This is a genomic window from Burkholderia latens, from assembly GCF_001718795.1.
Lineage (GTDB): Bacteria > Pseudomonadota > Gammaproteobacteria > Burkholderiales > Burkholderiaceae > Burkholderia > Burkholderia latens_A.
The window spans coordinates 433,899-457,942 of the sequence record NZ_CP013438.1 but is presented as its reverse complement, the minus strand read 5'-3'; the positions used below and the strand labels follow the sequence as shown (position 1 = coordinate 457,942).

General features: G+C 66.6%; 23 protein-coding genes. 4 read left to right on the top strand and 19 right to left on the bottom strand.

The genetic code is table 11. The annotated features are described in order from the left end of the window. Positions 1 to 68 precede the first annotated feature (68 nt). The 6 genes from WK25_RS21385 to WK25_RS21360 all read right to left on the bottom strand — a co-directional run bounded on the left by WK25_RS21385 (position 69) and on the right by WK25_RS21360 (position 7,528). Positions 69 to 2,222, bottom strand: a complete 2,154-nt coding sequence (locus WK25_RS21385; protein ID WP_069242678.1) for a polysaccharide deacetylase family protein — start codon at positions 2,220 to 2,222, stop codon at positions 69 to 71. A gap of 335 nt (positions 2,223 to 2,557) precedes the next feature. Further along, positions 2,558 to 3,328, bottom strand: a complete 771-nt coding sequence (locus WK25_RS21380) for a hypothetical protein (RefSeq protein WP_069242677.1) — start codon at positions 3,326 to 3,328, stop codon at positions 2,558 to 2,560. A gap of 14 nt (positions 3,329 to 3,342) precedes the next feature. Next, positions 3,343 to 4,359, bottom strand: coding sequence for a YaiO family outer membrane beta-barrel protein (locus tag WK25_RS21375; RefSeq protein WP_069242676.1), 1,017 nt, complete (start codon positions 4,357 to 4,359; stop codon positions 3,343 to 3,345). A 10-nt stretch (positions 4,360 to 4,369) separates the two neighbouring features. Then, positions 4,370 to 5,377: a polymer-forming cytoskeletal protein gene (locus WK25_RS21370; RefSeq protein WP_069242675.1), complete on the bottom strand. Its 1,008-nt coding sequence runs from the start codon at positions 5,375 to 5,377 to the stop codon at positions 4,370 to 4,372. Between the two features lie 3 nt (positions 5,378 to 5,380). Then, positions 5,381 to 6,922 (bottom strand): glycosyltransferase family 2 protein, encoded by a 1,542-nt coding sequence (locus WK25_RS21365; RefSeq protein ID WP_040139252.1) that lies wholly within the window; start codon positions 6,920 to 6,922, stop codon positions 5,381 to 5,383. Between the two features lie 324 nt (positions 6,923 to 7,246). Beyond that, positions 7,247 to 7,528, bottom strand: coding sequence for a hypothetical protein (locus tag WK25_RS21360; RefSeq protein WP_156789082.1), 282 nt, complete (start codon positions 7,526 to 7,528; stop codon positions 7,247 to 7,249). A gap of 634 nt (positions 7,529 to 8,162) precedes the next feature. Between WK25_RS21360 and wecB the strand changes: the two genes are divergently transcribed. After that, entirely contained in the window at positions 8,163 to 9,380 is a 1,218-nt protein-coding gene (wecB, locus tag WK25_RS21350) for a non-hydrolyzing UDP-N-acetylglucosamine 2-epimerase (protein ID WP_040139249.1), read from the top strand. A gap of 54 nt (positions 9,381 to 9,434) precedes the next feature. Here the strand turns inward: wecB and WK25_RS21345 are convergent, their stop codons facing one another. The 5 genes from WK25_RS21345 to WK25_RS21325 form a co-directional block, all read right to left on the bottom strand. Then, a complete protein-coding gene (locus WK25_RS21345; protein ID WP_069242673.1) occupies positions 9,435 to 11,324 on the bottom strand; it encodes a methyl-accepting chemotaxis protein in 1,890 nt (629 codons plus the stop codon). 160 nt (positions 11,325 to 11,484) lie between these two features. Continuing rightward, positions 11,485 to 12,171: an OmpA/MotB family protein gene (locus WK25_RS21340; RefSeq protein ID WP_040139248.1), complete on the bottom strand. Its 687-nt coding sequence runs from the start codon at positions 12,169 to 12,171 to the stop codon at positions 11,485 to 11,487. A gap of 18 nt (positions 12,172 to 12,189) precedes the next feature. After that, on the bottom strand, positions 12,190 to 12,954 hold the full coding sequence (locus WK25_RS21335; RefSeq protein ID WP_040139247.1) for a flagellar motor protein: 765 nt from the start codon (positions 12,952 to 12,954) through the stop codon (positions 12,190 to 12,192). A 22-nt stretch (positions 12,955 to 12,976) separates the two neighbouring features. Next, a complete protein-coding gene (locus WK25_RS21330) occupies positions 12,977 to 14,215 on the bottom strand; it encodes a Crp/Fnr family transcriptional regulator (protein ID WP_040140966.1) in 1,239 nt (412 codons plus the stop codon). A gap of 238 nt (positions 14,216 to 14,453) precedes the next feature. After that, positions 14,454 to 15,116 (bottom strand): glutathione S-transferase family protein, encoded by a 663-nt coding sequence (locus WK25_RS21325; protein ID WP_059545332.1) that lies wholly within the window; start codon positions 15,114 to 15,116, stop codon positions 14,454 to 14,456. Positions 15,117 to 15,417: 301 nt separating this feature from the next. On the opposite strand from WK25_RS21325, the gene WK25_RS21320 reads away from it, so the two are divergent. Beyond that, a complete protein-coding gene (locus WK25_RS21320; RefSeq protein WP_069242672.1) occupies positions 15,418 to 16,776 on the top strand; it encodes a polyhydroxyalkanoate depolymerase in 1,359 nt (452 codons plus the stop codon). A 125-nt stretch (positions 16,777 to 16,901) separates the two neighbouring features. Here the strand turns inward: WK25_RS21320 and WK25_RS21315 are convergent, their stop codons facing one another. The 7 genes from WK25_RS21315 to WK25_RS31810 form a co-directional block, all read right to left on the bottom strand. Further along, positions 16,902 to 17,357 (bottom strand): DUF3761 domain-containing protein, encoded by a 456-nt coding sequence (locus tag WK25_RS21315; protein ID WP_040139245.1) that lies wholly within the window; start codon positions 17,355 to 17,357, stop codon positions 16,902 to 16,904. Between the two features lie 68 nt (positions 17,358 to 17,425). Further along, the gene (locus WK25_RS31815) at positions 17,426 to 17,563 is read right to left on the bottom strand and encodes an HHHH-motif protein (RefSeq protein ID WP_167432664.1); all 138 of its coding nucleotides are present in this window, start codon (positions 17,561 to 17,563) and stop codon (positions 17,426 to 17,428) included. A gap of 139 nt (positions 17,564 to 17,702) precedes the next feature. Then, positions 17,703 to 18,137, bottom strand: coding sequence for a cupin domain-containing protein (locus WK25_RS21310; RefSeq protein WP_040139244.1), 435 nt, complete (start codon positions 18,135 to 18,137; stop codon positions 17,703 to 17,705). 69 nt (positions 18,138 to 18,206) lie between these two features. Continuing rightward, complete coding sequence (locus WK25_RS21305; protein WP_040139243.1) at positions 18,207 to 18,974, bottom strand: ABC transporter ATP-binding protein; 768 nt, start codon at positions 18,972 to 18,974, stop codon at positions 18,207 to 18,209. Between the two features lie 33 nt (positions 18,975 to 19,007). After that, entirely contained in the window at positions 19,008 to 19,721 is a 714-nt protein-coding gene (locus tag WK25_RS21300; RefSeq protein WP_040139242.1) for an ABC transporter permease, read from the bottom strand. Further along, positions 19,718 to 20,407: an ABC transporter permease gene (locus WK25_RS21295; protein WP_040139241.1), complete on the bottom strand. Its 690-nt coding sequence runs from the start codon at positions 20,405 to 20,407 to the stop codon at positions 19,718 to 19,720. Before WK25_RS21295 ends, WK25_RS21300 begins: the two co-directional genes overlap by 4 nt. A 150-nt stretch (positions 20,408 to 20,557) precedes the next feature. Further along, entirely contained in the window at positions 20,558 to 20,794 is a 237-nt protein-coding gene (locus tag WK25_RS31810) for a hypothetical protein (RefSeq protein WP_069242671.1), read from the bottom strand. 386 nt (positions 20,795 to 21,180) lie between these two features. On the opposite strand from WK25_RS31810, the gene hutC reads away from it, so the two are divergent. Beyond that, a complete protein-coding gene (gene hutC, locus WK25_RS21285) occupies positions 21,181 to 21,876 on the top strand; it encodes a histidine utilization repressor (RefSeq protein WP_040139240.1) in 696 nt (231 codons plus the stop codon). Between the two features lie 25 nt (positions 21,877 to 21,901). Here the strand turns inward: hutC and WK25_RS21280 are convergent, their stop codons facing one another. Further along, complete coding sequence (locus WK25_RS21280) at positions 21,902 to 23,143, bottom strand: glycosyltransferase (protein WP_069242670.1); 1,242 nt, start codon at positions 23,141 to 23,143, stop codon at positions 21,902 to 21,904. A 109-nt stretch (positions 23,144 to 23,252) separates the two neighbouring features. Between WK25_RS21280 and WK25_RS21275 the strand changes: the two genes are divergently transcribed. Then, complete coding sequence (locus WK25_RS21275; RefSeq protein WP_069242669.1) at positions 23,253 to 23,867, top strand: TetR/AcrR family transcriptional regulator; 615 nt, start codon at positions 23,253 to 23,255, stop codon at positions 23,865 to 23,867. Positions 23,868 to 24,044 lie beyond the last annotated feature (177 nt).

Genomic DNA, 24,044 nt, shown 5'->3' with positions numbered 1-24,044 from the left:
TGCTGCGCAATCGGCGCCGGGCGCGGCGTTGGCCGCGCCGCGTCCGGCGCACGCGTCGGCGTTGCGGTTCAGTTCACCTTGGCGCTCGTGAACTTGAGGCTGGTACCGGTGCTCGCGGTGACGAGCCAGTACTTCGAGTCGGTGATGCCGACGGTGCCGATGCCTTGCGTGATGATCGGCGCCGCGAATTTCGCCTTCGGCAGCAGCCACGTCATGTTCGCGAGACTCGTCGGGTGGCTGGCCGAGAATGCCCAGCTGGAGCCCGTATCGGTGGCCGACCACGTGACGTTCAGGCGCGACCGGTCGAACACCGTGATGTCGGTCATCGTGTACCAGCGGAACTGCCCGGTAAGCTTCAGCGAATTGGCTTGCGAGAAGATCGCGGACAGCGTCGACGTATACGACGATGCGCCGAGCGGATGCGCATAGATCAACCGGCTCGTGCGGTTGGCGACGACGAAGTTCATCAGCGCCGCATACCAGTTGTTCACGTCGGTCGTCGGCACCGCATACTGCTGGAACTCCTCGAACGTCGCGTACTTGCCGAACGGCATCACCGGGTAAGCCCACAGGCCGGGGTTCAGCAGCGCGCCGTTGCGATACGCGCGGGTCGGCGCCGAGCCGGTGTGACCGGTGAAGTAGTATCCGTTGAAGCCGTTGCTTTCGAGCCAGTTCACCGACCACGTCGGCGTGTTGCCTTCCGGCGCCGCGTATTCGACATCGGGCAAGCCCGTCGCCGTCTGAATCGCCTGATGGTTCATCACCAGGTACTGCGTGAACGTGCTCGCGTTCGTTTCGCTCGCATTCGCCCCCCAGTAGTCGTGAATCCATCCGCCATGGCTGCCGACGTGTTGGCCCTTGCTGACGAAGTACTTGAGAAGGCTCTGCGCCGTCGGATTGTTGGCGAGATTGATACCGTTGCCGTCACCGAACGTTGCCTCGTCCGGGCCGGCCGTCACCACGATCGAGAACGGCCCGTTGTTCCATACGCCGAGGTTCTTCAGCTGGAGCGCCGGCTGGATCTGGTCGCCCGCGCAGAAGTGCCAGTTGAACACGAGGCCGGCCTGCGCGTTCGGCAGCGGCGACAACGACGGCAGATTCAGCATCTGCGTGCCGAAATAGTGCAGGTAGCCGTGGATCAGCATCCCGTCGGTCTGCCCGTCGAGGTACGCGAGCGGCAGGTTGACGAACAGCACGCCCCCGTTGCCGTACGGGTTGTAGCCGGACACGAGCCCGAAATTCGGCGACGTCAGGATCGTCGTGCCCGAATACGTGCCCTGAGTGACGAAGCTCGGATACGTCAGGAACCCGTACACGTAGCCGGAGATGCCTTCGAGCGTGTCGGTCGTGGTCGCCAGCGTCGACGCGAGCGCGTTGGCGGTCGTACCCGTCGCGGTGCTCAGCAGCGAGCCGGCGCTATACGACGTGGTCTTCTTCAGCTTGCCGGCGACGGCGCCCGTCAATTTCGGCACCGTCTGGTTCAAGAGCCCGCTGCCGGTCGGCGGCGTCGTGTACTGGAACCATGCGCCATGGTTGTAATTGGCGAGGCCGCCCGGGTTCGACGGGCTGGCGGGCAGGAACAGCGCGCTGGTGCCGGATGTCGATGCCGAAGTCTTCGACGTACCGGAGCTGCTCGTCGACGCCAACGACATCGTCGGGCTGGCGGCCGTGGTCGTCGACGTGGTCGTCCATGCCATCGACTTGCCGGGAGGCACCTGCAGCGTGCGCAGCCAGCTGCTCATCCCGGTCACGTTGCCGAGGCCGATCATGTTGCCGCCGTATTGGTCATACAACACGTAATCGACGCCGGCCATGCTGCTGAAGCGCGATTTCGGGCTCACGTAGAAGCCGGCCGAATTCAGCACGCCGAAGTCGTAGACGAGCATCACCTTGCCGCCGTTCAACGCGTAGTTCTGGATCGCGGTCACCAGCGTGTCGGCTGCCGTCGTATGAACCTGGTCCGGCAGGATCAGGCCCGGGTACTGCGACAGCGTCGACCCGGCGGCCAGGAACTGGCTGTCGGTCATCACCTTGATCTGTAGCCCCTCCTCCTGCGCGGTGTCGAGCCAGGCCGATACGCGAGGATCGGGCAGCGTCAGCGTATCGGGCACCAACAGCAGCAGCTGGTTGGTGGCTGCCAGAACGCCGCCCGGACTGAATGCGAATGCGAGCGCGAACAACGCGAACAGAATCCGCAAGAACTTGCCTGACTTTGCCAACATGGTGTGCTCCTCGCTTAAGGAATGGGTTGTGCGCGGCAGCGGTGCGCGTGCCGGGCGATCAACCGACCTTGTCCGGTGGAAGTGTGGGGCTGCCCAATTCGTCGAGCATCGAACGACGCCGGCGCCGGCCGCCGGACTCGCGAACGGGCCCTGGCAAACCGCACCGTCTTCTCCGCTGCAAACGCATCGATGCGACGTGGTGACTCAAGCGAACAACGTGCCATTGGCGCTGGAGGCCCGGTCGTGCTCGCTTCGCGTGCCGCGGTGCCGCACGAACGGGCCGAAAACGCGGCCGAATCGTTTCATCGCTGATACGGCGGTTTTTCCCGGCGATCTCAGCGCGCGTCGCCGGACGGATTCGTCAGCGCGCCTGGCCAGCTCGCGCAGTAGGTGTACAGCGTGACCAGCAGGCCGATCAGCAGCGGGCCGCCTAGCAGGAAGTAGCAGAACGGCAGGAACAGCAGCGAGCCGTGATGGACGACGATCGCATGCAGCAACATCACGAACGGCAGCGCGAACACGAAGTAGCCGACCACGAGCACCGACGCGGCAATTTTCTGCGGCAGCGAGAAATCGAGCGGATAGTAGAGCGCTGCCATCACCAGCGGAATCAGCGTGATCGCCGCGCCGTGCAGCACGAACATGTCGCGCAGGTGCAGCATCGGTACGTACGGAAACGCGCCGGGCGCGAGCCAGAAATACGCGCAAATCAGCAGCTGCGTGAAGCTCGCGATACGTAACAGATATGCAACGGGCAACCAGCTCGCGCGGCGATAGAACGACGCGCCGAAGCCGGCCGCGCAGATCGCCGCGGTGACGGCAAGCTGCGTGCCGCTCGGCATGCGCGCGGCGACGTCGATCGACAGCAGCGGCACGCGCGGCGCATCGGGCGGATAGCCGAGCACGATCACGTGCAGTGCCGGATCGATCTGCCGTGCACCCCAGATCATGACTGCACGCCAGTAGCGCCACGCGAGCGGCAAGCCGGCCCACAGCAACGCGTAAAGGGTCGGCGTCAGCAGCGCGATCGACGTGAGCCAGCGCTGCGGATGCGGGTGGGTCCGCAGCGAACGGTCGACGGCGGAACGGACGGGACGCGTCTGCATGGCCCCCGCCCCCGCTACCAGCGGTAGAACACGCTCAGCTCGCCGCCGATCCGTGAATAGTAGGGGTTGTGGTAGTAGTCGAATTCGAGCTGCGTGCCCCACTTGCGCGTGACCCAGTAGCGCCATTTCGCGATCACTTCGTGGCTGCGGAAGTCGGCGATCTGCGAACCGGAACCGGTCACCTGGTACGCCTCGCGGCCGAACCCGGCGCGCAGCACGATCACGCTCTTGCCGACTTCGCCGTAAGTGACGGCGCCGTAGTATTGCGGCGCCTTCACCGAGCCCGGCGAATCGACCGTATAGTTCGTGCCAGCCTCGAAGATCCACTTCGGCAGCGCATACCAGATCAGGCCGGCGTGATACAGCTGATCCTTGTGACCGCTGCGGTTCCATGCGTAGCCGGCTCCCAGCGACACGATCAGCGACCGGTTGGACAGCAGCTTGCGGTTGATCGACAGGTCGACGCGTGCGCTCGGCAGGATCGTGCCGGACGTCGTGCCGGAAAAGCCGATGCCGCCGAACCAGTCCGGCCCCATGTCCTGCACGTACGTCAATGAGCCGAGCTGCGTGTTTTCGCCGAAGCGGTGCAATTGCGCCAGTTCGCCGAGTATCGTGCGGCCGCCGTCCTGATAGACGCCGCGCACGTGCACGCCGTACCAGTCGCCGTAGCCGTGCGTCAGGTGCGCGCTCGACACGCCGAGCGACATCTCGGCATGCGGTTCGCCCGGCGCCTGCACGTGCGCGATCACCGCATCGGGCAACGGCGGCCGGTTCGTTTCGTCCGGCGAAAACTCCGCAAGCGACGTGCCTTCCGGCACGCCGCCGGGCGACACACGCACGAATGCGGGCCCGTCGAGCGTGCGCGGCACGATCACGGGCGTCGCAGCGTCGGCCGTTTGCGCGGGCGGAGAAGCATCGGTGTCATCCGGTTGCGCCGCGCGCACCGGGAGCGGGCCGGCGGCGACGCCGCACAGCATCGCCAGGGCGGCGACCGGCGCGCGCGAGCGGCGACGGCGGAAACGATCGGACATGGGGCGCTCCTTAACGGGATGCGTGAAACCAGCCGCTGCGGCACGCGACGAGGTCGCCGTGCACGCACGCATGGCCGATCACCGAGACGTCGCGCGCGCACGCGCTGACAGGATGGCCGGCCACGCCGATGCGCGCGCCGGTCACGCGCAGCAGGCCGCCGGCCGACACGACGCCGTCGATGCAGCTGCCGCTCGCGAGCAGCACGTCGTCGCGCGCGAACACGCCGCCATGCAGGAACGCGTGGCGTTCGAGTTCGACGCGATGCGCCTTCACGCTGCCGTGCAGCACGCAACCGTCGCCGAGTACGAGCGTGCCGTCCACCACGAGGTTGCCCTGCACCGCCGTGTGCGCAGGCAGCCGCACGTCGCAAGGCAGCAGGTAACGGCCGTGCACGTAGCGGTGCGGCAGCTTCGCGAAGTGGCGCGTCAGCGACACGGCGCGACGCGGCGGGTCGGGCATGTCGGCCGACGCGGCGTCGGGCGCGGCGCCCGCCGTCTTGCCGAACACGATCGGCTCGCCGTACAGGCATGCGAAGCCGCCGGCGCCGTGCAGGCACACCGTCCCGCCGACCACGGCGCCGCGCAACACTGCGCTGTCGACGTCGATGTGCGGCGCGTGCGCGAGCATGCCGACCGTCGCGCCGGCGTGAATGTCGATGCGCTGCTCTGCGAACGCGTACGCGGCCCGCGCGCCGCCATCGAGCGTGATCGTGCGGCGCGCGTACAGCACGTCGTCGCACTGTTCGTCACGCACGACGCGAATCTCGTCGTCGTCGCACACCAGCAGCCCGAGCGCGTGCCACGGCGGCGCGGCCGGCGAATCGGCCGGGTGCGCGCCGCCGGCGTGCGTGCGCAGCGCATCGCGCCAGCGCGCGGCGAGCAGCGCCTGATCGACGAACGGCCCGTCGCCGATCGGCAGCGCGGCCACGTCGCTGCGCCGGATCAGTTCATGCAGCAACGGCAGGAACGGCAAGGTGAGCACACCGGCCACCGGCACCATCACGTTGAAGGTCGTCATCGTTCATCGTCCCGGTTTCAATTGCCGGCGAAAGCGCTCGGTCTTGTCCCATTTCAGTTCGCGACGGAACGCGGCGTCGAGCGCGAGCCCCCACAAGGCGGACACCACCGCCGCGATCGTCACGCAAAAGCCGACCACGTTGACCGGCACGAGCCGCAGCCGCGTCGCGCGACCGTCGAGGCGTGCGGCGACGACGATCTCGAAGAACACGCCGAAGTTGCCGAAGGTGCTGAACCCGAACAACGCGAGCAGCGACACGAGCAGGCCGAGCGCCGTCGAGTTGACGCCGTTGAGCAGGTACAGCGCGATCGCGGTCGCCCATGCAATCGCGAGCAGCGCCGGCATCAGGAACACGCCGAGCAGCAGCGCGCCATCGAGCCGGCAACGCGGCGAGATCAGCGGATTGCGCAACACCGGGCCCAGATAGCGCAGCAGCGTCTGGTTGTGCCCTTTCGCCCAACGCGTCAATTGCCGCGCGCGCACCGCCCAGCGCTCGGGCACCTCCTCGTAGCATTCGGCGTGATTCAGGTAGACCGTGCGCCAGTCGCTCAGCAACAGGCGGTAGGTCATGTCGGTGTCCTCGGCGAGCGTGTCGTCGCACCAGCCGCCGACCGCATCGAGCGCGCCCTTGCGCACGCCGCCGACGGTTCCGCCGTACTGCGGCACCAGGTTCAGGTTGTTGCGCGCCTGCTGATTGACTTGATAACCGCCCGCGCGCTCGAGATCGAGCAGCCGTGCGAGCAGATTGCTGTCGGCGTTCTGCGGGACGACGCGCCCCATCACCGCGCCCACTTCGGGGTCGAAGAACGGCGCGACGAGTTCCTTCAGCAGGCCGGGACGCGGCAGGTAGTCGGCGTCGAATACCACCATGATGTCGCCGCGGATAAAGCGCAGCGCGTCCTTGAGCGCGGCCGCCTTGCCCGGCTTGCCGCTTTCGCGGTGAAACGGCTTGATCAGGTCGGGGGCCAACGCTTTCACCTCGTCGATCAGCGCGCGCGTGTTGTCGGTCGATCGGTCGTTGACCGGAATGATCGTCAGCCGGTCGTGCGGATAGGTCGTCGCGAGCAGCGCCATCAGGCAATCGACGACAACCGCTTCCTCGTTGTGCGCGGCAACGAACACGGTGAGCCGCGGCCATTCGCCATGGGTAATCGTCTGATAAGGCGCATGCTGCGGCTTGAACAACCGGTCGAGGCTGAACATGTAATGCCGCGCGGCATACACGCACGTCAACAGCGTGAACAGCCACAGATACGCCACGCACGGCATCAGCAATGTTTCCGGATCGAACATGATGCGGGGCGCGTCGGCGAGCGGCGGCTCGAGCAGTGCGGACGTATCGGTCGACGTGAGCACGGCAAGCGGCGCGGGACCGCCGTAGCCGCCGACACGCTCGGCCGCATCGGCGGCCGGCATGCCGACCTGCACCTGCACCGCTGCGGCTGCCGGCCGCGATGCGGTGTCATGCAGCGCCTGTGCACACGCGAGCACGATCAGCAGCAGAATGCCTTCGACACACAGCGACATCGTCCGACGGTTTTTCATGTGCTGCCCCCCGTGCCGGCGACGCCGGCCGATGAACGCTGGGGCACGGCCGTGGATCGCGCGGATGTCAATGGCAAGCGGCACACGTCCGTCGCGCGCGCGGCCATGTTCCGCGCCTGACGAGCGTGCCGTGCCGCTTTCCGGATTCGTTGCTCTGGCGTCCCGGTTCGCCTGCTGCCGGTCGAACGCGTCGGGATGCGCCTTGTCCGGCCAGAACAAGCAAGGGGCGAGCCATCGGCCGCGCGGCCCCGTGCGGCAACGGAGGACACCGTCGCCGCGAGCGCCGGCCGCGCCGCGGCAGCAGCTTTTTGATTCACCGACGAATCAGCGTCGACGCATGCGCAGCGGCCGCGTCTCGCCAGCCGTTTGCATCGGGCGGCGAATCGTCTGCTGATCGGCGCACGCATCGCTTTGCGCGACGCGGCTTCGACGTGAAATCAATCGTGAATCGTCCACGGACGAATCGCGTCCGGCAACCGCGCAGGCGGCCTGCCGCAGCGCGGCGCCGGCGGCCGTCATGCGAATATCGCGTCCGCGCACTGCCCTTACGTTACAGATACGCAACATTTCGCAGCAGTCGGCCCCGGCGACGACGTCGCCACGCACTGCGGCGAAAACCTTCGCGAAAAGGCCGAAGCCGTCAGATCGATGTCGCTCCATTCATTGCGCAGATGAAATTCGCCGGGCAAAGCGATCCAACGCAATTCGTAAATTGCGTGCCCCGCGCGCGGCGGCCGACGCAGCGCACGCACCACCATTCGTCGAACCACGGGACCGGAGCGGCGCTGCGATGCGTCGAACGTTTTTCAGTCACGCGGCATGCGGCCGATACGGTGTCCGTAGCAGTTGTGAAACGTTCCGGAACGAATCGTGCGTGATGCTTGAAGCGGACCCGGCAGCACGAGCGGCTGGTTTGAATATTGCTGTATCGGAATCGGGATCTACGTCGGTCGCGCCGCCGTATGGCAACGCGAACGATATGACGAAGACGTTGCGACCGACATAGCGAGGAACGCTCATGACGTGACGGATCAGGGTCAACGGGACGGCCGTCGTCCGACGATTGCGTGGCACGGACCGCGCGGACAAGAACGGTGCGCCCGCCCCGCCACACCGCAGCATGTCGCGCGGCCCGCATCGGCCGGTGCGATCGCACGCGGGAGCGGTGCGGGTTGCCCGCAACCATGCTTGGCGCCAGGTGCCGGGTCTTCCGGCGCAAAGAAGCTCAACGAGGATAACGATGAAGAAGATCTTGCTTGTGTTCGGGACGCGCCCGGAAGCCATCAAGATGGCGCCGCTCGTCCGCGCGCTGAAGGCGCGCAAGGATGTGGACGCCAGAGTCTGCGTGACCGCGCAGCATCGGGAAATGCTCGACCAGGTGCTCACGCTGTTCGACATCAAGCCCGAGTACGATCTGAACCTGATGCGCCAGAGCCAGACGCTCACCGACGTGACGACCGGCATCCTTCAGGCGATCGGCATCGTCTTCGACGACTTCCATCCGGACGTCGTGCTGGTGCACGGCGATACGACCACGACACTCGCCGTCAGCCTCGCAGCGTTCTACCGCTATCTGCCGGTCGGGCACGTTGAAGCCGGGCTGCGCAGCGGCGACATCTGGTCGCCGTGGCCGGAGGAACTGAACCGCCGCGTAACGGATGCGGTGTCGTCATGGCATTTCGCGCCGACCGGCCAGGCACGCGATAACCTGTTCAGCGAAGGCGTGCCGGTCGGCGCGGTCGTGATGACCGGCAACACCGTGATCGATGCGCTGCATGACGTCAAACGGATGCTCGACCACGATGCCGAGCTCCACGGCAAGGTTGCCGCGCATTTTCCGTTTCTCGAACCGTCACGCCGCGTGGTGCTGATCACGGGCCACCGGCGCGAAAGCTTCGGCGAACCGTTCCGCAATTTTTGCGTGGCGCTGTGCGCGCTCGCGAACCGCTATCCCGATGCGCAGTTCGTGTATCCGCTGCATCTGAATCCGAACGTGCGGGAACCGGCGCGCGCGCTGCTCGGCGGCGTGCCGAACATCTACCTGATCGAGCCGCAGGAATATCTGTCGTTCGTGTTCCTGATGTCGCGCGCGCATTTCATCATCACCGATTCGGGCGGCATCCAGGAGGAAGGGCCGGCGCTCGGCAAGCCCGTGCTCGTCACGCGCGAGACGACCGAGCGGCCCGAAGCGATCCAGGCCGGCACCGCGCGGCTCGTCGGCACGGATCAGGAGCGGATCCTGTGGGAAGCGTCGCGGCTGTTCGACAGCGAGAGCGCCTACGAGGAAATGTCGCGCGCGAGCAATCCGTATGGCGACGGCCATGCGAGCGAGCGGATCGTTCACGCACTGCTGCATATGCCGGGCGCGAGCGCGAATGCGTCGAGCTTCCTGATGGGCGCCGCGGCGATGCCGTTGAACGCGCTCACGCTGGGGCTGATGACATTGCGCTCGCCCTGAAGCCCGGCGTCGGCCCGCGGACGCCTGTGCGGCGGCGCATTGTGCCGCCGCGCGTCAATCGTCCGACTTCGGCATTCGTGCATCGTCATCGATCTTGAACGCCGATACGAGACGTGTCAGCTCGGCCGCCTGCTGCTTCAGGCTCTGCGCGGCCGCCGCGCTCTGCTCGACGAGCGCCGCGTTCTGCTGCGTCATCTGGTCGAGCGACTGCACCGCGCCGCCGATCTGATCGATGCCGGCGCTCTGCTCGATGCTCGCCTCCGCGATCTCGCTCATCATCGCGCTGACGCCCTGAACCTGCGACACGACATCGCGCATGACGTTGCCGGCCTCGCTGACGAGACGCGACCCGGTGTTCACCGTGCCCGCGCTGTGCTCGATCAGCACCTTGATTTCCTTTGCCGCGTGCGCGCTGCGCTGCGCGAGATTGCGCACCTCCGACGCGACGACCGCGAACCCGCGGCCCTGCTCGCCGGCGCGCGCGGCTTCCACCGCCGCATTCAGCGCGAGAATGTTCGTCTGGAACGAAATGCTGTCGATCATCACGATGATCTCCGAGATCCGTCTCGACGCGTCGCTGATCTGCTCCATCGTGGTCACGACTTCGCCGACCACCCGCCCACCGCGCGTCGCGGTATCCGCTGCGCCGGTGATCAGCTGCGCGGCCGTCGTCGCGGTTTCGGTGTTGTTGCGCACGACCGCCGTGATTTCCTCCATCGACGACGCCGTGCGCTCCAGATTGCCGGACTGCGCTTCGGTGCGCTCGCTCAGGTCCGCATTGCCCGACGCGATCTGCGCGGAGCCGGTCGCAATCGACGCGGACGCCGCGCGGATCCGGTGCACAAGCGTCGACAGCGACGACACGAAACGGTTGAACGCATCGGACAGCTGGCCGATCTCGTCGCCGCTCTCGACCGTCATCCGGCGTGTCAGGTCGCCCTGGCCGCTGGCAATCTCCGACAGCAGCGTCGCCGCGCGCCGAATCGGCGCGGCGATCGCGCGTCCCACCAGCCAGATCACGACGAGCGCGACGCCGAGGCCGGCGATTGCGGCAACCAGCGCCGCGCTGCGAATCGCGCGCGTCACCGGGCCAAGCAATTCCGCCTGCGGCACTTCGACGACCACGTACGCATTCAGCTCCGGGATGAACGACGTCGCGATGAATCGCGCGCCGTCTTCGCCGTCGACGCTCAAGTACGCATACGGCTTGCCGGCCAGCAGCGTCGACGATGCGTCGCGCGGCAGGCCCGGTGCGTCCTTCAGGAAATGCTTGCCGTCGATCAGCGACGTATCGCGATGCATCATGATCGCGCCGTCCGGCCGCACGAGATACGCGAACCCGGTGTCGCCGATCCGGTACGCGGCGATGCCCTTCGCGAGCGCATCGACGGACAAGCTCATGCTGGCGACGCCGACCGCCGCGCCGTCCAGCTCCACGCGGCTGTTGATGAACATCATGTAGCCGCCGAGCGTGACTTCGCGATCCATGTTCACGTCGTAGGCGTTGCCCGACGCGAGAAAGCTGGTCAGCCACTGATCCTTGTCGGTGACCTTGCGCTGCAGGCCGGCCTCGTTGTAGTAATTGCCGCTCTTGAGCGACGCCCACTGCACCGACGCGGCCTTCTGCTCGTCCTTCACGTTCTTCGCAAGCTGGATCCAGTTGCGCGTGCCTGCATCGGGCTCGCCGTCGGCTTCCCATTGCAGCAGGAACGCATCGCGCGCGAGGAGGCGCGACGCGGCGATCGGGCCGGCCATCTGCCGCTGCACGTCGGCGCGGATGCCGTTCACGGCAGTCGGCAGTTCCTCGCGGACAACGCGCTCGCGCACCGCGTCGCCGATCAGCCGTATGCTCAGCCCGCTCGAGATTGCAACGAACACGAGCAGGCAGCTCGTCATGCTGAAAATCAGCTTGTTCTGAATGGACAGCTTGCGCCAGAAGTGCATGGAATATCCCCGATAACCGCTCGATTCGAGCCAGCTCGGGTTATCGGCACGCGGCGCGCGAAATCGCATCGCCGCCGTCACATGGTCGACATTCGGGATTCGTTATGCCGGCGGGCCGACCACGCGTCGCGCGACGAACCGCCGCCGCGCGATGCACATCTCAATACGCGACGAAGATGGTCACGCGCCGGTTGCGCGCGCGCGCAGCCGCATCGTCGCCGGCGACGAGCGGCTGCGTATCGGCCCGGCCGATCGCCGCGAGCCGATGCGGCGCGACGCCGCGCTCGGCCAGATAGCGCACGACGCTGCCCGCCCGCGCGGACGACAGCTCCCAGTTCGATTCGTATTTCGCGTTCGCGATCGGCACGCTGTCGGTATGCCCTTCGACGAGGATGTCGCCGCTCGCGTGCTCGCTCAGCGCGCGCGCGATCTGGCTCAGTACCGGTGCGGCGTCCGGCAACAGGTGCGCATCGCCGACGTTGAACAGCACCTTCGCGTCGATGCCGATCTCGATCCCGTGCGGTGCGCGCACGAGCGAAATGCGGCCGTTCTTCTTCAGCGCGTCGAGCGAAGCGAGCCATGCGGGCGCGCGATCCGGCATCGCGGGCGCGGCGGCCGTTGCACTGGCTGCGCCGCTCTCGTGGCGCGCGAGCGTCTGATACCGCGCATCGAGTGCGTTGTATTTCGCGAGCTGCAGCACGTACAGCGCGAGAAACAGCACCATCAGCGTCGTGATGAGGTCCGCATACGAGATCAGCCAGCGCCCCGATTGCGTGCCTTCGGCTTCATCGTCGTCGCGCGCGCGCTCAGGCGCACGCACGCGCGCCGCGTCAGTTCGAGCGGTCATGTCGAAGCTCCTCGCGCATCATGCGAGCGACTCGGCCGCACGTCCGCGCACGTCGCCGGTCAGACGCGTTTCGATCGTGTGCGGTGATTCCTTGCGCGAGATGGCGAGCAGGCCGTCCAGATACAGCTTGCGAAACCGCAGCTCGCTGTCGATCTGCGCACGCAGCTTCCCGTAGAGCGGCAGAAACACCAGGTTCGCGAACGCGAGGCCGTACAGCGTCGCGATGAACGCGACCGCGATGCCCGGCCCGAGCTGCGCCGGTTCGAGGATGTGGCTCGTCACCTGCACGAGCCCGAGCACCGAGCCGAGAATGCCGAACGTCGGCGCATAGCCGCCGGCCTGCTGCCACACGCGGGCGGCGGCGAGCCGGCTGCGCTCGTATGCATCCAGGTCGCGATGCAGCGCGTCCTCGAGCACGGCGGTCGGCACGCCGTTCGCGAGCAGTTCGAGCCCGCGCCGCGCGAACGGATGAATGCCGGTCACGTCCATCGATTCAAATGCAAGCAACCCGTCGAGCTTCGCGCGATCGCCCCATTCCAGCACGTCGGTCAGGTGCTTGCGATCGACTTCCTGCGCGCGCACGAACGCGAGCCGCAGCTGCTTCACCGCGTCGAAGAAGCGCGCCCACGTGTTCTGGATCATCACCGCGCCGAGCGTTCCGCCGAGCACGATCACGAGCGCTTCGAACTGGAACAGCATCGAAAAATGCCCGCCTTCCAGCGCGAAGCCGAACACGATCGCCGCGCCGCCGACTACCACGCCAACCAGGGTCAACAGGTCCATATGCGTCTCCGTCGTGCGTGCGTCATGCGTCGGACGAAGCCAGCGGCGCGACGGCCGCCGGCGCCTTGGCCGCGCGCACGGCGTCCAGCACGCGGCGTTCGATCTCCTCGACCTCGATCGGATCGAGCTTCAACTCGCGGCGCATCACCCACGACACCTCGTTGCGCCGCGCTTCCGTCATCACGGAGAACAGCTTGTCCGCCACCGCGCGGTCGTCGAGGCTCGCGATCAGCTTCGCGAGATCGTACGTGTCGAATGCGCTGATCACGTCGAACAGCGTGCGCTGGTCGACCCACACGATGTCCTCGAGCGAGCGCACGTCGCCGCCGGCGCGCGGGCTGCGCCGCGAGAAATACGCAACGCCCTTCTGCTCGACATAGCCGAGCACTTTCGACTTGCGGAACGCGAACACTTCGTCCGCGATCTCGCCGTGCGACAGCTTGTTGAGCAGCAGCTTCCGGTCGACGCCGATCAGCGCTTCGAGATCGACGAGTTCGATCAGCTCGAGTTCGCAGTTGATCGATACGTCGAGTTCGTGATCGGCGACCTGCTGCGCGCGATCGACCACGCGCGCGGCATCGAACGTGACGACCTGGCGCGCATCCGCCGACGCGCCATGTTCGACCGCACCGCCGGCGTGATCGGCGTGCGCGGCGCCGATCGTGACGAGATTGAGCTTTTCCATGCGGCGCAGCATCGCGAGCACGTGCGGACGCGAATGACCGGCAATCGCGCGGCAGCGGCGAATCACGTCAGCGAGCGGCACCGACGTCTCGGCCGCATGCGCCTGCATCGGCCGCCGCGACCACGCGTCGTCCGAGCCGCGCGTTTCGGCGCCCGCCATCAGCGACAGCACGTGCGCATACGACACCACGCCCGGCATGAAGTCCGCGTGCGTATAGGTCGCGAGCTGGTCGTCCTTGCGCTTCACGCGCCGGATCATCGTGCGCACGATATGACGCAGCAGCGCCGACACGTGCTCGATTTCGTCGTCGAGCGTCGCGGCCGGCACGACCGTGAGCTGGCAGAACGACAGCGCCTTCGCGGTATGCGCGCGCGGTTCGGATCCGAGCAGTGCCGCTTCGCCGAAGAATTCGCCGCGCCCGAGCGTCGCGACGACGACGCGCTTGTCGTCGCAGCGCGTGGACAACTCGACCTTGCCGTCGGCGATCAGAAAGATGACGGGCTCGCCGGCGAAGCCCTCCGAGTAAATGATCTCTCCGGGCGCGGCCGTACGCGTCCACGATTGCTGACGATTCAAGTTGGTTCCCCTGCTGCGCTGGTTGTTGCGGACTGCGCGTCGCATGTCGGATGCGTGCGATCGCGAGTCGTCCCCGTGACCCGTTTACGTCATCGCGCGCAACATCCTTTAGGGAATTCGCACTCGCCAGCGTGCGCAATCGAAGCCAAACGTTTGCGGACTGATGGACCGCCGAGTGGATTCGTTTCGAACCGCGCGCCTGTCGTCAAATTGAAAGCCGGGGTAGCGGCGCAGCGGATCAGAACTCCATGTCGAGTTCGTCGATATCCTCGTGCTCCGCCTGCGCCGCGTCGATCCATTCGGCGACGAACGGATGCGCGAGTATGCGCATGCAGTAGTCGGCGATATCGGGCGGGAGTTTCACGTCGTAGGTCAGGAAGCGCGTGACGACCGGCGCGTACATCGCATCGGCGATACCGATCTGCGCGCCGAACAGCCAGGGGCCGCCGTACGCGGACAGGCATTCGCGCCAAATCGTCATGATGCGTTCGATGTCGTGCTGCGCACGCGACCAGATCCGGAAACCGGGAAAATGCGCACGCAGGTTCATCGGCAGCGCGGAGCGCAATGCGCTGAAACCGGAGTGCATCTCGCCGCAGATCGACCGGCAATGCGCACGCGCATGGCGATCGTCGGGCAGCAGCCGCGCATCGGGCCGGATTTCGTTCAGGTATTCGGCAATCGCCAGCGTGTCCCACACCGTGCTGCCGTCGTGCGTCAGGCATGGCACGAGTATCGACGGCGACAGCAGCAGCAGTTCCGCGCGCGAGGTCGCATCGATCGGCACGCTGACCGTCTCGAACTCGAGCCCGCTCAGCTTCGCGAGCAGCCATCCCCGCATCGACCACGACGAATAATTGCGGCTGCTGATGGTCAATGTCGTTTGTCGGGTCGATTCCATGTCGTTCCCCTGCTGATTGCCGTTCGCGCCCCTGCACCGAAAGCGCCCGCCGCGCCGCACGCGCCGCACCACGCTCGTGCGGCGCATTCGCCGAACTGGCGCAGCGTCGCACCGCGCCGCGGCCGGATCCGCATGCACAACCCGCGCTCGAGGTGCAGCGCGGTCGCGCGTCCGCGCGCACGTGCCGCCTGAACCGCCGCGGATCCCGCGACGCGCAGGAAGCGCTGCAACCCGCGTGCCAGGGCGATACTGGCACACCGCTTGCCTCGCACAATGCAACGTGACGCACCGAGCGACGGACATGAACCTGCTTGCCTATCCGCTTTACCAATGGTCTGCGGAATGCCTGCGTCCCGCGCGCGCATGGGCCGCCGCCACACGCGCGGCGATGTCGCTGTGGCCGCCCGCCACGTCGACCCCGACGGGCCGCATGATCGACGCGCTGTGCGAACTGCTCGAATGCTGCGCGTTCTCGCACCGGCGTCCGCCGTTCGGCATCGCATCGGCCGTCGTCGACGGCCACACGGTGCCCATCGTCGAGGAAGCCGCCGCGGCGTCGCCGTTCGGCACGCTGCTGCATTTCCGAAAGGCGGGAACAGTCGCACGGCAGCCGCGCGTGCTGATCGTCGCGCCGATGTCCGGACATTTCGCGACGCTGTTGCGCGGCACGGTCAGCACGATGCTCGCCGATCACGATGTCTACATCACCGACTGGCATAACCCGCGCGACATCCCGCTGTCGGCCGGGCGCTTCGGTTTCGACGAATACGTCGAACACGTGATCGATTTCATTCGGCAGATCGGGCCGGACGCGCACGTGCTCGCGATCTGCCAGCCGACCGTCGCCGCGCTGTCGGCGGTCGCACTGATGGCCGCCGCCGGCGATCCGGCACAGCCCGCGAGCCTGACGCTGATGGCGGGGCCGATCGACTGCCGCGTGAATCCGACGAAAGTCAACGCGCTCGCGACGAGCCGGCCGATCGAGTGGTTTGCGCGCAATCTGATCAGCGTCGTGCCGCCCGGCTTCGTCGGCGCGCAGCGTCGCGTGTATCCGGGCTTCGTGCAGGTCGGCGCATTCATGTCGATGAATCCGGACCGGCATGCGGCGTCGTTTGCCGATCTGTACTTCGAGCGTGCGAAAGGCGACCCGGCGAAAGCCGACACGCTGCGCAGCTTCTATGACGAATACTTCGCGACCGCCGATCTCACCGCGGAGTTCTATCTGGAGACCGTCGAGAAGGTGTTTCAGCAATACGCGCTCGCGCGCGGCGAACTGATGGTGGGCGACCGGCTGGTCGAGCCCGCCGCGATCCACCGCACCGCTCTGCTGACGATCGAGGGCGAGAAGGACGACATCTGCGCAGTCGGCCAGACCGTGGCCGCGCAGGAGCTGTGTTCGGGGTTGCCGTCGTACCTGAAAACGCATCACGTGCAGACGGGCGCGGGCCACTACGGGGTGTTCAACGGCAGTCGCTGGGAAACGCAGATCTATCCGATCGTGCGGGCGACGATCCACGACAACGAGCCGTACGACCGGACCGCCGATCCCGCTGGCGACGCGAGCGGCGCGCACTACGTGACGCTGCGCGCGTTGCTCGATGCGCGCACGCGCGTCGACGACGCGGCGACATCCGTCGCGCAATGCGCTCAGGCGCGCTGAACGCGCGCCGTCGCGACGAGCGGCGTGGCTACCCCGGCCCTCGCGCGAACTGCCCCGCCGAGTCGGCGGCGGGGCGCGCTACCGTGCGGTGTGCGGGCCGCGCTGGCCCGCGCGTGCCGCCGGCGTTACGAACAGGCCTTCCCGTGCGACGCGTGATAACCCTTCGCTTTCGCATCGGCTTCCGACATGTAACTGCCGTGCTTGGTCTTGCCATAGTATTTGTCGGTCGAGCAGTGGTAGACCTTCGTGCTGTCGTTGACCCATACCTTGCCCGCGCCGCCGCCGGGCGCCGCAGCGGGTGCGCTCTTCGCGGGCGCGGCGCCGGACGCCGCGGAAGCCGAAGCAGCAACCGCAGGCGCTGCAGCCGGCGCGCTGGCCGCGACTGCGGCCGACGCGCCGTACCATGTCTTCACGCCCTTGTGGCCCGCGCACGCGCCCTTCTTCGACGCACCCGAGTAGAACGAGCCGTCCTTGCACAGGCCCGTCGTGCCGGCCGGCGCGCTCGCCGGAACCTGCGCGAACGCACCGATCGACATACCCATGCCGGCGGCGAGCGCGGCGATCAACATCGTCTTTTTCATGATCCTCTCCTGATTTGCCTGGATGCTCGCAGCATCCCCGACGCGGTGCCGGGCATGCGCGTCGCGGGTCAACGTACCCAGCGGCACGTACGGTGATGGTGGTGATCGAAATGGCACACGCGGTGCGAATGGGCTTCGGCAAGCGCCGGCATGAGGACGGCGCCCGCGACAGCCGCCGCGGCCAGAATCTTCGCGATGCGGGTCATGACTTTCTCCTGGGTTGATCAGCCGGTGGCCCGGCTGTTCTCCCTTAACGCCCGTCGCGCAGCTGCCGTGCACCGCACGGCGTCGAATTGACCATCTTTGACACGGTGTAACGGAACGTCACACGAACCCGGCGAGGACTTACGCGCCCGCGTCGCCCCACGGCGTCGGCGCGGGAACGTCGCACGGCCCTTCGACGTCGATCGACTTGAAATCGGCGGGCCCGACGATTTCCAGATACTCCATGTCCGGCGAGTAGTCGAACAGGTAATGGACGATGCCCGGCGCCTGGTGCACGCAGTCGCCGGCATTCACGAGTGTCTCGCGTTCGCCGTACATGAAGCGCGCCCAGCCCTTGAGCATGATCACGATGTGGAAATCCGCCTCGTGACGGTGCCAGCCGGTGCCCGCCGCCGGTGCATGATTCGCCCTGACGAGTTGCGCGACGACCCGGCCGTTCGTCGCGCCCGCGATGCCGAGATCGCGATACAGGAAGAAGTCGCGCAGGCCCTCGCCTCGATACGGCGTGTCCTGCGGCCTCACATGGGAAAACGCGGTAGGTGTCGGCGTGCTCATCGCGGCGCTCCTCGATCGAAAGAGTCGTCCGGGACAAGCATTTAGCGTTCCAGTTTCAGCAGCGCCTGCCTACTTCAGTCGCCCCGACAAAAACTGTCCGAGCCGCTCGCTCTTCGGGTTGACGAGAATCTGTTGCGGGTCGCCCTCTTCCTCGATCTTTCCCTGATGCAGGAAGATCACGTGGTTCGACACGTTGCGCGCGAAACCCATCTCGTGGGTGACGACGACCATCGTGCGGCCTTCCTCGGCGAGCTGCTGCATCACCTTCAGCACTTCGCCGACGAGTTCCGGATCGAGCGCCGACGTCGGCTCGTCGAACAGCATCACCTCCGGCTCCATCGCGAGCGCACGCGCGATCGCGACGCGCTGCTGCTGGCCGCCCGACAAGTGCGACGGATACATCCCTTCGACGCGCGGCGCGAGCCCGACCTTCTCCAGATACTTGCGTGCGCGCGCAACCGCCTCGTCTTTCCCGATTCCGAGCACGGCCATCGGCGCCTCGATCACGTTCTCCAGCACGGTCATGTGCGCCCACAGATTGAAGTGCTGGAACACCATCGACAGCTTCGTGCGCATTCGCTGCAACTGCTTCTGGTCGGCCACGCGCAGCGCCCCGTTGCGGTCGCGCGTGGTCTGGATCGGCTCGGCGCCGATCGTGATCTGCCCCGAGCACGGTTGCTCGAGGAAGTTGATGCAGCGCAGGAAGGTGCTCTTGCCGGAGCCGCTCGAGCCGATGATGCTGATCACGTCGCCGGCCTTCGCCTTCATCGACACACCCTTCAACACCTCGTTGTCGCCGAACTTCTTGTGCAGGTTTTCAACGGTGAGCTTGTACATGCTTGGTCTTTCCTTGCGAATCGTGCGAATGCATTAGTGGCCGCGCGGCGACAGGTACGCGAGCCAGCGCGTCTCGAGCTTGCGGAACGCCCAGATGAGCGTGAATACGACGACGGCGTACAGCACGGCCGCGATGCCGTATGCCTGGAACGACATGTACGTCGCCGAGTTCACGTCGCGCGTGACCTTCAGGATGTCGGGCACGGTCGCGGTAAACGCGAGCGTCGTCGCATGCAGCATCAGGATCACTTCGTTGCTGTAGCTCGGCAGCGAGCGGCGCAGCGCGGACGGCAGGATGATGCGCGTGTAGAGCTTGAAGCGCGACATCCCGTATGCCATTCCGGCCTCAATCTCGCCTGCCGACGTTGCCTTGATCGCGCCCGCGAAGATCTCGGTCGCGTACGCGCACTCGTTCAGCACGAACGCGAGCAGCGTGCAGTTCATCGCGTTGCGGAAGAACGTGTCGAGCAGCACGTGGTTGTGCACGACCTGCAGGCTGTAGATGCCGGTGTAGCACATCAGCAGCTGCACGTAGAGCGGCGTGCCGCGGAACACGTACGTGTAGAGCCACACCGGGCCGGAGATCCAGCGGTTCGACGATGCGCGTGCGATCGCGAGCGGCACGGCCAGTGCGAAGCCGAGCGCGATCGACACGACCAGCAGCCACAGCGTGATCGCGAGGCCGCTGAAGCGGTAGCCGTCGGTGTACAGATAGTTCTGCCAGTACTGACTGATGAGTTCGATCACAGTGCAAGCCTCCGGACGCCGACGGAATAACGCTTCTCGAGGTGGTGCAGCACGACGTTCGACACCGTCGTGATCGCGAGGTAGATCGCGCCGGCCGCAAGCGTGAAGAAGAAGAAATCGAGCGTGCTCTTGCCGGCGTCCTGCGACGCCTTCACCACATCCGCGAGGCCGATGATCGACACGAGCGCGGTCGCCTTCACGAGCACCTGCCAGTTGTTGCCGATCCCGGGCAGCGCGAAGCGCATCATCTGCGGAAACAGGATCCGGTGAAACACGCGCCAGCCGCTCATCCCGTATGCGAAACCGGCTTCGAGCTGGCCGCGCGGCACCGCGAGGAACGCACCGCGAAACGTCTCGGTGAAGTATGCGCCGTAGATGAAGCCGAGCGTCACCACACCGGCGACGAACGGGTCGATGTCGATCTGATCCCAGCCGAGCAGGTCCGTCGCGTTGTTCAGCAGGATTTGTATCCCGTAGAACAGCAGCAGCATCAGCACGAGGTCGGGCACCGCGCGGATCAGCGTCGTATAGAACGTGCCGACCGACTTGAGCACGCGATTGGTCGACAGTTTCGCGGCCGCGCCAGCGAGGCCCAGTACGAGCGACGCGGCGAGCGACAGCACCGCGAGCTTCACGGTCTCGACCGTGCCGGCCCACAGCAGCGGGCCAAATCCTTGGAAAATCATATTAGGGATCCAGAACGATGTGGCTGGATTGTCAATAGCCATTAACCGCGCAGCAAACGAGTTCTGCGCACGACATGATGCGGCGTGCTCATCAAGCCGTGCGCATCAGGCGACGCGAGCGGCATCCGGCAACGGATGCTGTGCGCGCCGTCAGCGACGCACATCGTGGCGGCAGTCAGCCGCCGAGGACGCCGAATCGCCGAGCCCGATCGTCGATCGATCGTTGGCATGGGCACCGGCCGTGATGCAGGCGGCGATACTGAGCGCGAGTTTCTTCATGGCGTTCCTGTCATAGGCGAACTGGGCTCGGGTCCCGTCCGGCGGCGCGGCCACCCGAGCCCTGCCAACCCGGATGCCACTCATCGAGCGGCACTCAAAGTTGTACATACAACTTTGCCTTTTCAGGACCATCACCGGCAATCCGTGTTTCTCTCTAATTGTCTGATTATTTCGCGGATGCGCAGCTCACCCTTATATTTCAGGCATCTTCCCGTTATGTACTGCTGTAACGCGCCTTTCGAGGCGGAGTCCGGACAGCCGTCGACGTGCACGTATTTGTCTATACTTTTATTTTTGACGCGTGCGCTCGACAGGCCGGCCGCGATTCGCGCCCATGCGCCGGGCGAGCGGCATCGGGACGGACCGATGCCGGGATAACCCGGATCACCGCTCACGGGCGGGCCGTCGCGGCGTCGAACCCGGTACACTCCGCCCGGACACCGATACGATGGCCGCGCTGCGGCACGCGGGCCCGTCTCTTGACCAGCAATGCAATGACCACACCGATCTATCAGGAAATCAAGGATTTCATCCTCGCGCGCATTCATGCAGGCGAGTGGGCGGAAGGCGACCAGGTGCCGTCGGAGAACGAACTCGCGCGCGAATTCAACGTCGCGCGGATGACGGTCAACCGCGCGCTGCGCGAGCTTACCGCCGAGCAGGTGCTCACGCGCACGCGCGGCTCCGGCACGTATGTCGCGTCGCCGAAGTACGAATCGACACTCGTCGCGATCCGCAGCATCTCCGACGAAGTGGCCGCGCGCGGCCATGCCTATCGTGCGCAGGTGCTGGAGGTGGGCGCGGCGGTCGCCGACGCGAAGCTCGCCGACGAACTGCAGCTCGATGCAGGCAATCCGATCTTTCATTCGCGCGTGCTGCACTTCGAGAACGACACGCCCGTGCAACTCGAGGAGCGCTGGGTCAATCCGGCCTGCGCGCCCGAATACGCACTGCAGGATTTCACGACGACGACACCGAACCAGTACCTGACGCGCGTCGCGCCGCTGCAGCGCGTCGAATACCGGATCGAGGCTGCGATGCCCGACGCGGGAACGCGCCGCCATCTTGCGATGGACGAACGCGAGCCGTGCCTGCTGCTGCACCGGCGCACGTGGTCGCAGGGGATGGTCGCGTCGGTGGCGAACCTGTGGCACCCGGGCAGCCGCTACCGGTTCACCGGACATTTCTGACGCACGGGCCGCGCGCTCGGCGCGGTCAGCGCGAGCGGCCGCGCACCCAGCGCTCGAGCGCGTCGACTGCCAGCCGCACGCCGTCTTCCCGCGCGATGCGCGCACCCAGTTCGGCGGCACGCGCCCGGGTGTCCGCACGGGCTGCGAACGCGATCGCACGGCCGAGCGCGGCACTGTCCACGCGACGTCCGGCCACCGGCGCGTCCGCGACACCGAGCCGCCGAAGCCGGTCGGCCCAGAAAAACTGATCGCCCACGAACGGCACGACGACCGACGGTATCCCCGCCCGCGCGGCCGAATGCGTGGTGCCCGAGCCGCCGTGATGGATCGCCATCGCGATATGCGGAAACAACTCGTCGTGCGGCGTATCGCCGATCACGTGCACGTGCGCGGGCAGCATCGACGCATCGATTCCGCTCCAGCCCGGATAAAACAGTGCGCGCCGGCCGTCGAGCGCGCGCACCAGCGCGTCGGTCATCGCGGCCCGATCGAATCCGGCCATGCTGCCGAAACCGATATACACGGGCGGCTCGCCCGCTTCGAGAAAGGCCGACAACGCGGGCGGCGGCATCCACGCCGGCGCGTCGACGCGCCACTGACCGCATGCCAGCGCGTTCGGCGGCCAGTCGGCCGCATCGGACAGCAACGCGGGCGACACGCCGTACAACATCGGATGGCCGGTCCACACGCGCCCGCGCGGCGGCAGTCCGCACACGCTTGCGCGCGCAGCATTGGTCGCGCTGCGGAACGCCTGCCACAGCAGCGCATTCACGAACCGGTGGCTCGTGCGATTCAGCCAGCGCGGCACCCTGCCGGGCGGCAGGAACGGCGACGCGAATGCCGCGGTCGGCGTGATCGGAATCATACCGGCGCCGATCGCCGGCACGCCCCGATATTCGGCAACCGACAGACCGACGAACGACGCGAGCCCCGACACGAGGATCGCATCGCAACCGGCCGACGCGTCGGCGACCTCGCGCATCCATGCGGCCGTATTCCCGTTCGCAATCGCGACGAGCGCCTTCGACGTGTCGTTGAAACCGCCGCGCCGGTTCAGCGCGCGGGACAGCGCGCCGTTCGGCGCGATCACCGCGCGGATATCGCCGGACAACGGTGCGCACGGCACGCCGAGTGCGGTAGCGGAGCCGAGCGTCGCGGCATCGGCCAGCAACCGGACTTCATGGCCCGCGTTCATCAATGCGCGGCCGAGCGCCGCGAGCGGACGCGTGTCACCTTCGGTGCCGTAAGTGGCGATGACGAAATTCATGTGGGACTCCTCGTTCCGCGATGCATGCGGGTGGATTCTCAAAAGTGCACGTCGTATACTAATGCAATTCGTACACTTTTCGTAAGACCCGCGCCATGGAGCCACGCCTATGACGACCGACGAACCGGGCCGCCGCGCGCGCAAGCGCAGCCAGATGCTCGCGCACCTCGCCGATACCGGCGCCCGCCTGTTCGACGAACACGGTTACGACGCCGTCACGATGGAGCAGATCGCCGCGCACGCGGATGTCGCGAAGCGGACGCTGTACAACCACTTCGCGACGAAAGAGGCCGTGCTCGCGCACTGGCTGGAAGGTGAACTCGCGCGCGATCTCGCGCATCTGCAGCGCGACGTCGCGCGGCGCAAGACGTTCGCATCACGGCTCGCGTGCGTGCTCGATGCGTCGGCTGCGTGGTGCGAACAGCATCCGGCGTACCTGCTCGCGTATTTGCGGCACCGCTTCCTGAGCATCGGCGCGGAACACGCGGACGGCGGCAAGACGAACGGCGCCGACATCGCGCTCCTGTGGCAGCAACTGATCGGCGCGGGGCAGCAGGCGGGCGAACTGAATGCGGCGCTCGCAGCCGACCAGCTCGCCGCGTGGTTCCATCACCTGTATCTTGCGGCGATGCTGCGCTGGCTGACGGTGCCGGGATTGTCGCTGAAGCGGGAGTTCCGGTCGGTCGCGAAGCTGTTCATCGAAGGCGCGCAAGCGAAGGCGTGAACGACGACCGTCGGCCGGCGTAGCCGCGCGCCACCGGAAATGCCGTGCGATCCTCGGTGATTCAGGGTTTTTGCGACGAACGCGCGTGCGGGATGCGAAATTTCCCGCGCAGCAGTATGCTGATGTCGTACGGCTGCGCACGATGGATCGGGCAATCCGTTGGTCCGCACGTCGCCG